The sequence below is a fragment of the Arthrobacter sp. THG-b23 genome, assembly GCF_059091265.1.
Genome location: NZ_JBNHGM010000012.1, coordinates 60185 through 74214 on the forward strand (window position 1 = coordinate 60185; position 14030 = coordinate 74214).

Annotated in this window: 14 protein-coding genes; 3 read left to right on the forward strand and 11 right to left on the reverse strand. The window is 68.1% G+C overall.

Features of this window, described 5'->3' with window-relative positions:
* Nucleotides 1–42 precede the first annotated feature (42 nt).
* Together modA and AC5RVD_RS16450 are read right to left on the reverse strand one after the other, a co-directional pair.
* Entirely contained in the window at nt 43–834 is a 792-nt protein-coding gene (gene modA, locus AC5RVD_RS16445) for a molybdate ABC transporter substrate-binding protein (protein WP_494127510.1), read from the reverse strand.
* Between the two features lies 1 nt (nt 835).
* The gene (locus AC5RVD_RS16450) at nt 836–1240 is read right to left on the reverse strand and encodes a TOBE domain-containing protein (protein ID WP_494113809.1); all 405 of its coding nucleotides are present in this window, start codon (nt 1238–1240) and stop codon (nt 836–838) included.
* Nucleotides 1241–1353: 113 nt separating this feature from the next.
* Here AC5RVD_RS16450 and moaA point away from each other — a divergent pair, with 113 nt between their 5' ends.
* Nucleotides 1354–2457 (forward strand): GTP 3',8-cyclase MoaA, encoded by a 1104-nt coding sequence (moaA, locus tag AC5RVD_RS16455; protein WP_494113810.1) that lies wholly within the window; start codon nt 1354–1356, stop codon nt 2455–2457.
* Nucleotides 2458–2802, forward strand: coding sequence for a MoaD/ThiS family protein (locus tag AC5RVD_RS16460; RefSeq protein WP_494127511.1), 345 nt, complete (start codon nt 2458–2460; stop codon nt 2800–2802).
* 54 nt (nt 2803–2856) lie between these two features.
* On the opposite strand, the gene AC5RVD_RS16465 is transcribed toward AC5RVD_RS16460, so the two are convergent.
* The 7 genes from AC5RVD_RS16465 to truB form a co-directional block, all read right to left on the reverse strand.
* Complete coding sequence (locus AC5RVD_RS16465) at nt 2857–4230, reverse strand: M16 family metallopeptidase (protein ID WP_494127512.1); 1374 nt, start codon at nt 4228–4230, stop codon at nt 2857–2859.
* 2 nt (nt 4231–4232) lie between these two features.
* On the reverse strand, nt 4233–6476 hold the full coding sequence (locus AC5RVD_RS16470) for a polyribonucleotide nucleotidyltransferase (protein WP_494127519.1): 2244 nt from the start codon (nt 6474–6476) through the stop codon (nt 4233–4235).
* A 314-nt stretch (nt 6477–6790) separates the two neighbouring features.
* On the reverse strand, nt 6791–7060 hold the full coding sequence (rpsO, locus tag AC5RVD_RS16475) for a 30S ribosomal protein S15 (protein WP_493968104.1): 270 nt from the start codon (nt 7058–7060) through the stop codon (nt 6791–6793).
* A gap of 163 nt (nt 7061–7223) precedes the next feature.
* Nucleotides 7224–8198, reverse strand: a complete 975-nt coding sequence (locus AC5RVD_RS16480) for a bifunctional riboflavin kinase/FAD synthetase (RefSeq protein WP_494127513.1) — start codon at nt 8196–8198, stop codon at nt 7224–7226.
* A 62-nt stretch (nt 8199–8260) separates the two neighbouring features.
* A complete protein-coding gene (locus tag AC5RVD_RS16485) occupies nt 8261–8734 on the reverse strand; it encodes a hypothetical protein (RefSeq protein WP_494127514.1) in 474 nt (157 codons plus the stop codon).
* Nucleotides 8731–9099 carry a hypothetical protein gene (locus AC5RVD_RS16490; protein WP_493988249.1) on the reverse strand — a complete coding sequence of 123 codons (369 nt, stop codon included), beginning with the start codon at nt 9097–9099 and terminating at the stop codon, nt 8731–8733. The genes AC5RVD_RS16485 and AC5RVD_RS16490 overlap by 4 nt, the downstream gene beginning before the upstream one ends.
* 2 nt (nt 9100–9101) lie before the next feature.
* The gene (truB, locus tag AC5RVD_RS16495; RefSeq protein ID WP_494127515.1) at nt 9102–10010 is read right to left on the reverse strand and encodes a tRNA pseudouridine(55) synthase TruB; all 909 of its coding nucleotides are present in this window, start codon (nt 10008–10010) and stop codon (nt 9102–9104) included.
* 242 nt (nt 10011–10252) lie between these two features.
* Between truB and AC5RVD_RS16500 the strand changes: the two genes are divergently transcribed.
* A complete protein-coding gene (locus tag AC5RVD_RS16500) occupies nt 10253–11380 on the forward strand; it encodes a ScyD/ScyE family protein (protein ID WP_494127516.1) in 1128 nt (375 codons plus the stop codon).
* A gap of 114 nt (nt 11381–11494) precedes the next feature.
* On the opposite strand, the gene rbfA is transcribed toward AC5RVD_RS16500, so the two are convergent.
* Together rbfA and infB are read right to left on the reverse strand one after the other, a co-directional pair.
* On the reverse strand, nt 11495–11956 hold the full coding sequence (rbfA, locus tag AC5RVD_RS16505) for a 30S ribosome-binding factor RbfA (RefSeq protein WP_493988161.1): 462 nt from the start codon (nt 11954–11956) through the stop codon (nt 11495–11497).
* A gap of 83 nt (nt 11957–12039) precedes the next feature.
* The coding region (infB, locus tag AC5RVD_RS16510) for a translation initiation factor IF-2 (protein WP_494127517.1) at nt 12040–14030 on the reverse strand (1991 nt) is incomplete at its 5' end.

Here is a 14030-nt window from a genome sequence, read left to right on the forward strand (position 1 = left end):
TCCCGGCCGGCACCCTCGTCATGCGCGGGTGCGGGGCAGCGGCTACGGCGGGCCGAATCCGGCGGCGGCCAGGGCCCGTTGGCCGGTGCTCCCGGTGACGAAATCCATGAAGGCTTCGGCTGCCGCAGGGTTGTCCGCCCCCTTCAGGCTGACGATCGGGTAGGCGTTGACCGCCTGCCCTGCTTCCGGGACGGGAATGCCGCGGACCTTGCCGCCGGCGCCCTGCACGTCCGTCGCATACACCAGGCCGGCATCGGCCTGGCCGGAGAGCACCTTGCCCAGGACGTCGGTGACCGACTGCTCTTCGCTGACCGCCGGAATATCCACGCCGGCGGCGCGCTGGACGGTGGCGGCCGCGGCGCCGCAGGGAACCCGGGGTGCGCACAGGACGGTTTTCACCCCGGGATCGGCCAGGTCGTCCAGCGAAGCGACACCGGCAGGGTTCCGGGCCGGCACCGCGATCTGCAGGACGTTGGTGGCGAAGGCCTCCGGCGGGCCGTCGTTCAACCCCTGCCCGGCAACCAGGTCCATGGTTGCCTGGTCGGCCGACGCGAAGATATCCGCCGGGGCCCCCGCCAGGATCTGGGTGGCAAGGTCGGAAGAACCGCCGCTGTTCAGGCGCACGTGCACCCCGGGGTGGTCGGCCTCGAACTCGTTGGCCAGGCCGGAAAAGACGGAGTGCAACGACGCCGCCGCGAAAACGGTGACCGTGCCGTCCAGCCCGGAACCGCCGGCCGCCCCCGGTCCTGGCGGCGCCGGCGCCGCGCACGCGCTGCCGGCGAGGACGCAGGCGGCGGCCGCCGCCGGGCCGGCCAGGCGCTGCCAGTGGCGCACCTCAGCTCGTCCCCGACGGGGTCTCGACGACGACCATGGTCGCCTTGACCGAAGCCACCGCCACCGAGCCCGGTTCGATGCCGAGGTCATGGACGGCTTCGGCGCTCATCAAAGACACCACCCGGTGCGGACCGCACTGCAGCTCCACCTGGGCCATCACCGCGTCCCGCCGGACATCCGTCACGATCCCCACGAAGCGGTTGCGGGCCGAGCTGCCGATTCCCGTGGGGTCCTGCGGCAGGGCCGACTGCTCCCGGGCCAGGGCGGCCAGCTCCGCGCCGTCCACCGTCGCCCGGCCGGAGGCGTCCCGGTGCTTGGCCAGGACCCCGGCGTCGATCCAGCGGCGGAGGGTGTCGTCGCTGACCCCCAGGAAGCGCGCCGCATCCGAGATGCGTATCTGCGTCATGTGAAGCAGTATAGTTCCGCAAATGCGGATTCCGACACAGTTCGGTTGCGCCCGGTTTCGCACCCGCCGGGGCCATCCCGCAACGGCCGGCCTCCGCCGGGTACCCTCGAGGTATGAGCGTTGATCTGGGAATGCCGCAGGTTCCGGGCGGGGCCGCGTCCACCGCGGCTCCGGCGCGCCCTGCAGGGACCGGCCCGGCGCTGGTGGACCGCTTTGGCCGGGTGGCCACCGACCTGCGGATCTCGCTGACTGACAAGTGCAATCTCCGCTGCACCTATTGCATGCCGGCCGAAGGCCTGGACTGGCTGGCCAAGGAACAGGTCCTCAGCGACGACGAGGTGGTCCGGCTGGTCCGGATCGCCGTCGGGCAGCTGGGGGTGCGCGAGCTGCGCCTGACCGGCGGCGAACCCCTGGTCCGTGCGGGACTGGTGGACATCATCGCTGCAATCCGGAACAACCACCCCGACCTGCCGGTGTCGCTGACCACCAACGCCCTCGGGCTGGAGAAGAAGGCCGCCGCCCTGAAGGCGGCCGGCCTGACGCGGATCAACGTCTCGCTGGACTCGCTGCATCCGGAGACGTTCGCGCAGCTGACCCGCCGCCCGTTTTTGGACCGCGTGCTCGCCGGCATCGAAGCCGCCGACGCGGCCGGCCTGGGTCTGCTGAAGATCAACGCGGTGCTGATGCGCGGCATCAACGACGCCGAGGCCCCCGCGCTGCTGGACTGGGCGGTGGAACGGGGCTACGAGCTGAGGTTCATCGAGCAGATGCCGCTGGACGCCGACCACGGCTGGACCCGGCAGAACATGCTGTCGGCCGCCGAGATCCGTGCCCTGCTGGAGCCTGACTTCCTGCTCTCCCCGGATCCGCGCGAACGCGACGGCGCCCCGGCGGAACGGTGGGAAGTGCGACGGCGGAACCGCCCCGGCGTCGTCGCCGGCACCGTGGGGATCATCGCCTCCGTGACGGAACCGTTCTGTGCCGATTGCCGCCGCACCCGGGTCACCGCCGAGGGCAAGGTACGCTCCTGCCTGTTCTCGCACGAGGAAACGGACCTGCTGGCCCTCCTGCGCTCCGGTGCGGACGACGACGCGGTGGCGGAGCGGTGGCGGAACGCGATGTGGGCCAAGCCCAAAGCCCACGGTATGGATCATGCGGGTCTGGGCGGCACGGACTTCGTCCAGCCGGACCGGACCATGAGTGCGATAGGCGGATAGATGATCATCCGGTATTTCGGTGCGGCGCAGGCCGCCGCCGGGGTCGAAGAGGAATTCCTGCAGCTGCCCGATGGCAGCACGCTGGACACGGTGCTGCGCGGAGTCCTTGCCCGCCACAGCCCGGCGGCGTCGAAGGCACCGGTGCCGGCCGGTGCCGGGGCCGGCCCGGCGGCCGGCGGTGCGCTTCCGACGGCTGCGGCACCGGGCAGATCGTCCGCTCCGTCGATGGAGTCGGTCCTCGCCCGGAGCAGTTTCCTGCGCAACGAAGTGGCATGGAAGGACCGGCAGGCACCGCTGGCGGCAGACGACGTGATTGACATCCTGCCCCCGTTTGCCGGGGGCTGACCGCCGCCTCCCTTATTTCCGGGGCCCGGCTATCCGCGGGGCCGGCGGGGCCGCTTACCGGCCGAAGTCCGCCGCAGAGTCGAAGGGTCCGACGACGGTAACAACGCGCGGCGCCGCGGCCAGTTCGCCGGCGAGCTCCCGGACCTGCCCGGCGGTGACGGCCTCGATCCGGGCGAGCGACTCATCGATGTCCAAAAACTCTCCGGACACCAGTTCGGCGCGGCCCAACCGCGACATCCGCGAACCGCTGTCTTCCAGCGCCATCACGATGCCGCCCGAAAGCTGGCCGACGGCCCGGCGCAGCTCGTCGGCGGAGATGCCGTCGGCCGCCAGCCGGTCGAGTTCGGCACCGAGCAGGTCGATGACCTGTCCGGTTTTGGCCGGCGAACAACCGGCATACATGCCGAAGTAGCCCGCATCGGCGTAGGCGCCGGAGAACGAATAGGTGGCGTAGGCCAGGCCCCGTTTCTCCCGGATTTCCTGGAAGAGCCGGGAGGACATGCCGCCGCCCAGCACGGCGTTGAGCACGCTCATGACAAAGCGGCGCTCGTCGGTGGCGTTGATCGACGGGCAGCCCATGACGATGTTCGCCTGCTCGACCGGACGGCGGTGCACGTAGGTGCCGGCGACGGGGGCGATGGCCGCAGCCGCTGTCTCCCGCCGGGGCACCGGAACCGCGCCGGCCTCGAGGTGCCAGCCGGCCGACTCCAGGGCGGCGAGCACCTGGGCGCACACGGCGTCGTGGTCCAGGCCACCGGCGGCGGTGACCACCAGCTCGTCCGGCCGGTAGTAGCGCCGGTAGTGGGCCCAGACGGAGTCGCGGGCGACCGCTTTGATCGCCTCCGGGGTCCCACCGATCGGCCTGCCCAGGGGGTGTCCGCCGAGCACCGCCTCGACGAACTTTTCATGGCACACGTCGGCGGGATCGTCATTGTCCATGGCGATCTCTTCGAGGATGACCCCGCGTTCCTGTTCAAGCTCCTGCGGGTCGAGGACCGCGGAGGTGATCATGTCCGCGATCACGTCGATGGCCATCGGCAGGTCCGAATCCAGGACGCGGGCGTAGTAGCACGTGCTTTCCTTGGCGGTGGCCGCATTGGATTCACCGCCGACCTCGTCGAAGGCGGAGGCGATGTCCAGCGCCGTCCGACGCCTGGTGCCTTTGAAGAGCAGGTGCTCCAAAAAGTGGGTCGAGCCGTGTTGGCCCGCGGCTTCATCCCGCGAGCCAACACCAACCCAGAATCCGATCGTCGCCGACCGCTGGCCCGGCATTGCTTCGGTCAGCACCCGCACTCCCCCGGGCAGCACCGAGCGGCGCACGATGGCGCCGCCCGGTTCGCCGTGGACCAGCGTGGGGTCCGACCCGCCGAGCTCGGTGGCGTCGGCATGCTGCATGCTGCCGACCAGCGGCAGGGCGACGACGGTCATACTTACTCGGCCACGGCCTCTTCGGCCGACGCCTCGTCGGCTGCGGCCTCCTCGGCCACGACCGGTGCGAGTGACAGCTTGCCGCGGTCGTCGATCTTGGTGATCTCGACCTGGACCTTCTGGCCCACCGAGACGACGTCGTCGACGTTGTCCACGCGCTTGCCGCCGGCCAGCTTGCGCAGCTCGGAGATGTGCAGCAGGCCGTCCTTGCCCGGGGTCAGCGACACGAAGGCACCGAAGGTGGTGGTCTTCACGACCGTGCCCAGGTAGCGCTCGCCCACCTCGGGGATCTGCGGGTTGGCGATCGCGTTGACGGCCGCGCGGGCGGCTTCGGCGGCGGCACCGTCGGTCGCGCCGATCAGCACGGTGCCGTCGTCCTCGATGGAGATGTCCGCGCCGGTGTCTTCCTGGATCTGGTTGATCATCTTGCCCTTGGGGCCGATGACCTCGCCGATCTTGTCCACCGGGATCTTCACGGAGATGATCCGCGGGGCGAACTCGCTCATCTCGTCCGGCTGGTCGATCGCGGCATTAATCACGCCGAGGATGTGCAGCCGTGCCTCACGGGCCTGCTTCAGTGCGGCGGCCAGCACGGACGCCGGGATGCCGTCGAGCTTGGTGTCGAGCTGGATGGCGGTGACGAACTCGGAGGTACCGGCGACCTTGAAGTCCATGTCGCCCATGGCGTCCTCGGCGCCCAGGATGTCGGTGAGCGCCGCGTAGCGGGTTTCGCCGTCAACCTGGTCGGAGACGAGGCCCATGGCGATGCCTGCCACCGGAGCCTTCAGCGGCACGCCGGCGTTGAGCAGGGACAGCGTGGAGGCGCAGACCGAGCCCATGGAGGTGGAGCCGTTGGAGCTCAGCGCCTCGGAGACCTGGCGGATGGCGTACGGGAACTCTTCACGCGACGGCAGCACCGGCACCAGGGCGCGCTCGGCCAGCGCGCCGTGGCCGATTTCACGGCGCTTGGGCGAGCCCACGCGGCCGGTCTCACCGGTGGAGTAAGGCGGGAAGTTGTAGTTGTGCATGTAGCGCTTGCGCGTTACCGGCGACAGCGAATCGATCTGCTGCTCCATCTTCAGCATGTTCAGCGTGGTGACGCCCAGGATCTGGGTTTCGCCGCGCTCGAAGATGGCGGAGCCGTGGACGCGGGGCAGGACCTCGACCTCGGCGGTCAGCTTGCGGATGTCGCTCAGCCCGCGGCCGTCGATGCGCACCTGCTCTGTGAGGATGCGCTGGCGGACAACCTTCTTGGTCACGGCGTTGAAGGCTGCGGAGATTTCCTTCTCGCGGCCGGCGAATTCCGCCGTCTCGGTGCCGGCCAGCTGCGCCAGGACCTCGGCCTTGAAGGCGTCTGCGGCCTCGTTGCGCTGCTGCTTGTCGCCGATCGAGAAGATCTCCGTCAGCTTGGCGGCTGCGGCGGACTCCACGGCGGCTAAGGCATCGTCCTCGTAGTCCTTGAAGATCGGGAACTCGACGGTCGGCTTGGCGGCGCGCGCAGCCAGATCGGACTGGGCCTCGCACAGCGCCCGGATGAACGGCTTGGCGGCCTCGAGGCCCTCGGCCACGACCTCTTCGGTGGGGGCGGTGGCGCCCTCTTCCTTGATCAGGTTCCAGGCGTTGTCGGTCGCCTCGGCCTCGACCATCATGATGGCAATGTCGTCGCCGGCGGCGATGCGGCCGGCCACCACCATGCTGAACACGGCGCGCTCCAGTTCGGAGTGCTTGGGGAAGGCCACCCACTGGCCGTCCACCAGTGCCACGCGGACGCCGCCGATCGGGCCGGAGAACGGCAGGCCGCTCAGCTGGGTGGACATGGAAGAGGCGTTAATCGCTACGACGTCGTACATGACGTCCGGATTGATCGCCAACACGGTCACCACTACCTGGACCTCGTTGCGCAGCCCCTTGACGAAGGCGGGGCGCAGCGGGCGGTCCATCAGGCGGCAGGCCAGGATCGCTTCGGTGGACGGGCGGCCTTCGCGGCGGAAGAACGAGCCCGGGATGCGGCCGGCTGCGTACATCCGCTCTTCCACGTCGACGGTCAGCGGGAAGAAGTCGAAGCCCTCACGCGGGGACTTGCCCGCCGTGGTGGCGGAGAGCAGTGCGGTGTCTTCGTCGATGTAGACCATCGCCGAGCCGGCCGCCTGCTGGGCCACGCGGCCGGTTTCGAACCGGACTACGCGCTGGCCGAACCGGCCGTTGTCAATGACGGCTTCTGAGTACTGAATTTCGGGACCCTCCAAGAGAGCCACCTCCGTTTCTTCGAGTGCGGAGGCTGCCGGTATCTGCCCAAACCTGCGAGGCCGCTTCACGGCCAGCCTGCCTGTACGCCACCCGGTCTTCGATCGAGACCTACGGGCTGCCCTAGGGGCGTCCCGGAAGCCACTACCGAGGACCGCGAATGCCGCGATACCGAAAGTCTCCAGTTGATGTAATTATCGGCCGCCGGTCTCCCGCCGGCCGTGGTCCTGCCGCACCGGAAACCGGCGTGGTAGGAAAAAGGCGGCTCTCCTGTCCCCTAGTCGCAGTGGACGAAAAGAGCCGCCTCGTTCACGTGCTAGCGGCGCAGGCCGAGGCGCTCGATGAGCGACCGGTAGCGCGTGATGTCGGTGTCACGCAGGTAGGTGAGCATGCGACGACGACGGCCGACCAGGGCCATGAGGCCGCGGCGGGTGTGGTGGTCGTGCTTGTGCATCTTCAGGTGTTCCGTCAGGTCGGAGATGCGACGGGACAGAACAGCGATCTGTACCTCGGGAGAACCCGTGTCGCCCTCGTGCGTGGCGTATTCCTTGATGATTTCCTGCTTGAGCGCGGCGTCCAATGCCACAGTAACTCCTAGAAGTTGTGCCGTGAGGCCCGAGTCAGCACTTCGCTGCCGGGGGCTCCGTATTTTGCGCCGGCCGCCAGAGGCTTGCCGGCGGCAGAGCACGGAGGGATACAGCCGCCACGGACCGCAGCCGAATCCACCGGCAAGTTTACCTGTTGCGGGCTCAGTCTGTCGAAAGCAGGCTTCGGGTACGCACAACGTCGTCGCGCATTTGGGCGATCAGCGCCTCGCGGCCGGTGTAGGCCACCATGCCGCGCAAGCGTTCCACGAACTCGACCACCACCTGCTGGCCGTAGAGATCGAAGTCGTCCGTCTCCTCCTGCGGCCGGTCGATGACGTGCGCCTCGACCCGGCGGCTGGCCCCCTCGAACGTCGGATTCGAACCCACCGAGATCGCGGCCGGCCACCTGGTCCCGTGCTGGTCCACCAGCCAGCCGGCGTAAACGCCGTCGCCGGGAATCATGCCCGTTGCATGCTTGGACAGGTTCGCGGTGGGAAACCCCAGTTCGCGGCCGCGGGCGTCGCCGTGCACCACTTCGCCGCGCATCCGGTGGGTGCGCCCGAGCACCTCCGCCGCGGTGGCGACATCCCCGGCGGCGAGGGCTTCGCGGACCCAGGACGACGAGTAACGCCGGCCGCTGCCGGCGCCATCGTGCTCCGCATCCGTTTCATATTCGTCGACGACCTCGACGGTGAAGCCGAACTGGCGCCCCAGTTCCTGCATGGTGTTCAGGTCGCCGGCGTTGTTCTTCCCGAACCGGGTGTCGTGGCCGATCACCACGGCGGTGGCCCCGAGGGCCTCCACGAAGACCTTGCGGACAAACTCCTCCGGCGTTTCCCCGGCCAGTTCCAGCGTGTAGGTCATCATCAGCAGCCCGTCCAGGCCGCTGGCCTCCAACGCCTCGACCCGGTCCTGAAGTCCCATGATCAGCTGCGGGGCGGCGTCCGGTCGATGGACCTGGGAAGGATGCGGGTCGAAAGAAATCGCCACCGCCCTCCTCCCCCGGGCGGACGCGGTCTCCACCAGGCGGCGCAGCACCTGCTGGTGTCCGCGGTGGACGCCGTCGAAGTTTCCCAGTGTCACCACTGACGGACCATAGCCGCGGGGTACGTCGGCCAGGTCTTTCCAGTAGTGCACAGTAAACTCCTCGTCGATCGGGCCTTCAGCGGGTGCGGCCCCCGTGGTCGGGACCCCTTCCATTATGGACGATCTTCGGAGGGCTTCAGGCCCGCCGACGGCCGGTGCCGCCAGAGCCACCACAGGCCGATGATCGGCAGCAGCAGGGGAATGTATCCGTACCCCTTGCCGAAGCCTGACCACACCGTGTCCTGCGGAAGCAACTGGGGATCCAGCACGCTCAGCAGCCCGACGGCCAGGACACCCACCAGTTCGATGCTCACGGCCGCCACGGACAGCCAGTAGGAACGGGTGCCGGACTTGGCCAGCGTGACGGTCGCCAGGATATACACGACGGCGGCGAAGGCGGAGAGCAGGTACGCCACCGGCGCTTCTGCGAACTTGGTTGCTATCTGGTAGCCCGCGCGGGCGCTGGCGGAGAGCGCGAAGACCCCGTAGGCCGCTACCAGGAGCCGCCCGGGACCGGTGGCGCGGCCGGCGGCGGCGTTCACGTCCCGGGTTTGCCTGGCCCGTTGTTGTTCCTGGCCGGATTTCATACGGCGATTGCTCCGTCCCAAATTTGTTCCATTCTCACCAGCATGACGAATACCGTGATTCCTGCGGCCCCCAGCACCAGGTTGCTCCACCGGCTGCGGTCCATGATGGACCACCAGAAGGCCGCTACCGGAACCAGCAGTGCGGTGATCAGGTAGCCCCAAAATTCCCAGGTTTCCCCGGTGACAGCCTCACCGGAAGCCTGTCTGATGATACCGGCCACCCCGTAGACCAGCAGAAACAACTCCACAGCGGCGACCGAGAGAATCGTGACGTCGTTGGGCCCGTACTTCAGGATGGCGGCCACCACGCAGACGACCGCAGCAAGCAGGGTGACCACCGCGCCGGCAATGAAAAAACCGTCAATGATCACTTTGCTTCTGCCTCGTTTCCCGGTGCGAACACCAGCAGGGGTTTGGCTTGCGAACCGTTGTCTTCCAGCAGCGCTACCAGCGAACCGCCCGGCGCGAACGCCGCCGTCGCGCCAGGCTCTCCCCCGGCGGAAATGCGTCGGCCATGCGAGACGTCGTCGGCTTCCGTGGCGCTGAGTTCCCGGACCGGAAACAGCACCCTGGCGGCCTCGTCCAGGGCCGTCATCTTCAGGTCTTCGGCCAGTTGATCCAGCGTGGCGGCGTCCTCGATCCGGAATGGACCTACCCGGGTGCGGCGCAGGGCCGTCAGATGTCCGCCGACGCCCAGCCGCTGGCCGAGATCGCGGGCCAGGGCCCGGATGTAGGTTCCCGACGAGCATTCGACGGTGACGTCCACGTCCTGCACTTTGCCGCCCCGGCCGCGCCGTATGCCATGGACCTCGAACCTGTGGACCGTCACCGGGCGGGCCGCCAACACGACGTCCTGTCCGGAGCGTACGCGCGCATAGGAGCGCTGCCCGTTGACCTTGATGGCGGAGACGCTGCTCGGCACCTGCAGGATGTCCCCGGTCAGCCCGGCGATCCCGTCCCTGATCTGCTGTTCCGTCACGGCCGCGGCGATGGTTTCCCCGGTGACGTCGCCCTCGGCGTCGTCGGTCACCGTCGACTGGCCCAGCCGGATGGTCGCGTCGTATGTCTTGGAGGCGCCGACGATGTAGGTCAGCAGCCGGGTGGCTTTGTTGACGCCGACCACCAGCACGCCCGTGGCCATGGGATCCAGGGTGCCGGCATGGCCGACCTTCCGCGTTCCGGCCAGGCGGCGCATGCGGCCGACGACGTCGTGGCTGGTCCACCCCTGCGGCTTGTCGACGAGTATCAATCCGGAACGGAGCAGGCCAGAAGTCACGCCTTTCAGTATATGGCGTCCCGGTGCGCGGCCGGTCGGGGCTTAAAGCGTGCATCGTTGACAGCCTCCGCGGGCTGCAATATTTTGAGCTAATCGCGTGCCGTCGATGCGGCCTTACGAGGGATTTCAGCAGGCCACCGGCACAGTCGCCTATTCGGCATCACTAGCCCTTGTTCCTTCGGTCACCCCATCGACCTGCAGGTCATCCGGGGTGCCCTGCGGCTCTCTTCAGGAGCTCAATCGTGAAAAAACCACCGCTGTATCTCGCCCTTCCCCTGGCGCTCGGCCTTGCGTTCGGCACTGGCCTGGCACCGGCATCGGCCCACCGGGAGAGCCCGGAGGCTCCGTCGGCGACCGTGCTTGCCGAGGGGCTGCAATCGCCGCTGAGTCTTGCCGCCGGCCGGCACGGCCTGTTTGTGACACAGAACTTCGCCGGCATCCTGAACAGGATCCCGCGCCATGACGATCCCGAAGTCTTGTACAGCTCAGGCGGCCCCCAGGTCGCAGCCGTCTCCCTCTACAAGCACACGGTCTACTTCTCCGAAGGCACCGGTGCCGGCGGCATGGACGGCCTGCCGAACGTGCAGTGGATCCAGTCCTTGGACCGGCATGACCACAAGGCCACGCCGAAGAAGATCGCTGACGTGGCAGCCTATGAGGCGAAGCGCAACCCGGACGGCCGCGTCACCTACGGCTTCCGCCATGTGGAGGACCAGCAGTGCCTGGACAAGATTCCGGAGGGGATCCCGGCCAAGTACAAGGGCAACGTTGACTCCAACGCCTATGCCACGGCCGCCAACAGGCACAGCATCTACGTCGCCGACGCCGGCGGCAACGCCATCCTGAAGGTCGACAAGCACAGCAAGTGGGTCAGCACTGTCGCGGTGCTGCCTCCGGTTTCCTTCCGGGTGACCGCTGAGCTGGCGGCGGGCATGGGCCTGCCGGACTGCGTGGTCGGCCAGAAGTACTATCTGGAGCCGGTGCCCACGGATGTGGAGTTTGGCCGGCACGGCTGGCTGTACGTCACCTCACTGCCGGGCGGGCCCGAAGACGGGAGCATCGGCGCGCTCGGGCGCGTCTACAAGGTCCATGCCCACACCGGGAAGGTCGTGCAGCTGGCCGATGGCCTGTCCGGCGCCACCAACCTGGCTGTCAGCTCACGCGGCGACGTCTACATTGCCGAGATGTTCGGCAACGAGATCTCCGTGCTGAAGAGGGGCCAACACGAGGTGGAAACGTTCTTTGAGACCACTGCCCCGGGTGCGCTGGAGATCCGCGGCGACCGGCTCTACGCGACGACGAATGCCCTGCCTGACTTCACCGGGAAGACACCGCCCGCCGGCAAGGTCATCAAGATCCACCTGCACTGATCCCTGACTGCCGGCGCAAAGAAAACGGTGGGCCGCCTGCGCACAGCAGGTGGCCCACCATTTGGTGCAGCGGTCGTCGAGCCGTGCAGCGGTCGTTACGCCGCGCGCCAGCCGTTATTCCGGACGTGCTCCGCGGCCGGATTCGTCCTCGTCCTCGTCTTCGGGCTTGCGGTACGGATCCTCTTCCCCGGCGAAGGCGGCGCCTTCGGCCAAAGCTGCCACCTCGGCGTCCTTGGCCTTCGCGGCCCGCAAGAGCTCCTCCAGGTGGCTGGCGTTCACCGGAATCTCATCCGGAACGAATTCCAGCGTGGGCGTAAGCCGGGCGGTGATGTTCCGACCCACTTCTGCCCGCAGGACGCCCTTGGCGGACTCGAGTGCCTTGCGCGTGCCGTCCTGCTCTTCGGCGTCGCCGAACACCGTGTAATAGACGGTGGCGTGCTGCAGGTCGTTGGTCACCCGGGCGTCGGTGATGGTCACGAATCCCAAGCGGGGATCCTTGACCCGGCGCTCGAGCGCCTGGGCCACCACAACTTTGATCCGGTCGGCCATCTTGGCGGCGCGTGCTGGGTCTGCCATGACCCCTCCTCAATTCTCGTGTTGATGGCGGAACAGCGGGCGCCCGGCGGCGATGCCACCGGACGCCCGCTGCAAGCCGGCTGCTAGACGCGCGGCTTTTCGCGCATTTCGAAGGTCTCGATGATGTCGCCTTCCTTGAGGTCGTTGAACGACCCAAGTCCGATACCACATTCGAATCCTTCGCGGACCTCGGTCGCGTCGTCCTTGAACCGCTTGAGCGAGTCAACGGTGAGGTTCTCGCCGATGACCTTGCCGTCGCGGGTGACACGTGCCTTGGTATTGCGGCGGATCGTGCCCGAGCGGACGATGGAGCCGGCGATATTTCCGAACTTGGACGAACGGAAGATCTCGCGGATTTCGGCGGTGCCCAGCTGTGCCTCTTCGTACTCCGGCTTCAGCATGCCCTTCAGCGCGAGCTCGATGTCATCGATCGCCGCGTAGATGACCGAGTAGAAGCGCATGTCCACGCCCTCGCGGTCGGCCAGTTCGGCCACCCGCTCGGCCGGCTTCACGTTGAAGCCGATGATGATGGCGTTGTCCACGGTGGCCAGGTTCACGTCGTTCTGCGTGATGGCACCGACACCGCGGTGGATAACGCGCAGCTGGACATCCTCGCCCACATCGATCTTGAGCAGCGAGTCTTCCAGCGCCTCCACGGCACCGGACACGTCGCCCTTGAGGATGAGGTTGAGGGTGTCGACCTTGCCCTCGGCCACGGCCTTGTCGAAGTCCTCGAGGCTGATGCGCTTGCGGCGCTTGGCCAGCGCTGCGTTGCGGTCCGCGGCTTCGCGCTTCTCGGCGATCTGGCGGGCGGTTCGCTCGTCGTCGGTCACCAGGAAGGTGTCGCCGGCACGCGGGACGGTGGACAGACCCAGCACCTGGACCGGACGCGACGGTTCGGCCTCGGTGACGGATGCGCCGTCCTCATCGAACATGGCACGCACGCGGCCGTGGGCGCTGCCGGTGACGATGGCGTCGCCCACCCGCAGCGTTCCGGACTGGACCAGTACGGTCGCCACGGCGCCGCGGCCCTTGTCCAGGTTTGCCTCGATCGCAATGCCGCGGGCGTCCTTGTTCGGATTGGCCCGCAGGTCCAGCGCGGCGTCAGCCGTCAGCAGCACGGCCGAGAGGAGATCCTCGATGTGCAGGCCCTCACGTGCCGATACGTCCACGAACATGGTGTCGCCGCCGTATTCCTCCGGAACCAGGCCGTACTCGGTCAGCTGGCCGCGGATCTTCTCCGGGTTGGCGCCTTCCTTGTCGATCTTGTTCACGGCGACGACGATGGGCACACCGGCCGCCTGCGCGTGGTTCAGGGCTTCCACGGTCTGCGGCATGACGCCGTCGTCCGCGGCCACCACCAGGATGGCGATGTCGGTGACCTTCGCGCCACGGGCACGCATGGCGGTGAACGCCTCGTGGCCCGGGGTGTCGATGAAGGTGATCTTCCGGTCCCGGTCATCGTGCTGGAAGTCGATCTGGTAGGCGCCGATGTGCTGGGTGATGCCGCCGTGTTCGCCTTCGCCCACGCGGGTGTTGCGGATGGCATCCAGCAGGCGGGTCTTACCGTGGTCCACGTGGCCCATGACCGTCACGACGGCCGGGCGCCGCTCCAGGTCGTCTTCGCCCTCGGCCTCGAGTTCTGCGTCAAGGTCGATGTCGAACGAGTCGAGCAGTTCGCGCTCTTCGTCCTCGGGGGAGACAACCTGGATCTTGTAGCCCAGTTCGACGCCCAGCAGCTCGAAGGTGTCTTCGTCCAGCGACTGCGTGGCGGTGGCCATCTCACCGAGGTGGAACAGCACGGTCACCAGCGCGGCCGGGTTCGCCTCGATCTTGTCGGCGAAGTCGGTGATGGAGGAGCCGCGGCGCAGCCGGACAACGGTGCTGCCGTCGCCGCGGGGTACCGAGACACCGCCCAGCGACGGTGCGCTCATCTGCTCCAGTTCCTGGCGCTTGGCGCGCTTGGACTTGCGCTGCTTGCCGCGGCCGGCGCCTCCCTTGCCGAAGGCACCCTGGGTGCCGCCGCGTCCGCGGCCGCCCTTGCCGAAACCGCCGCCGGCAGCCGGCGGTCCGC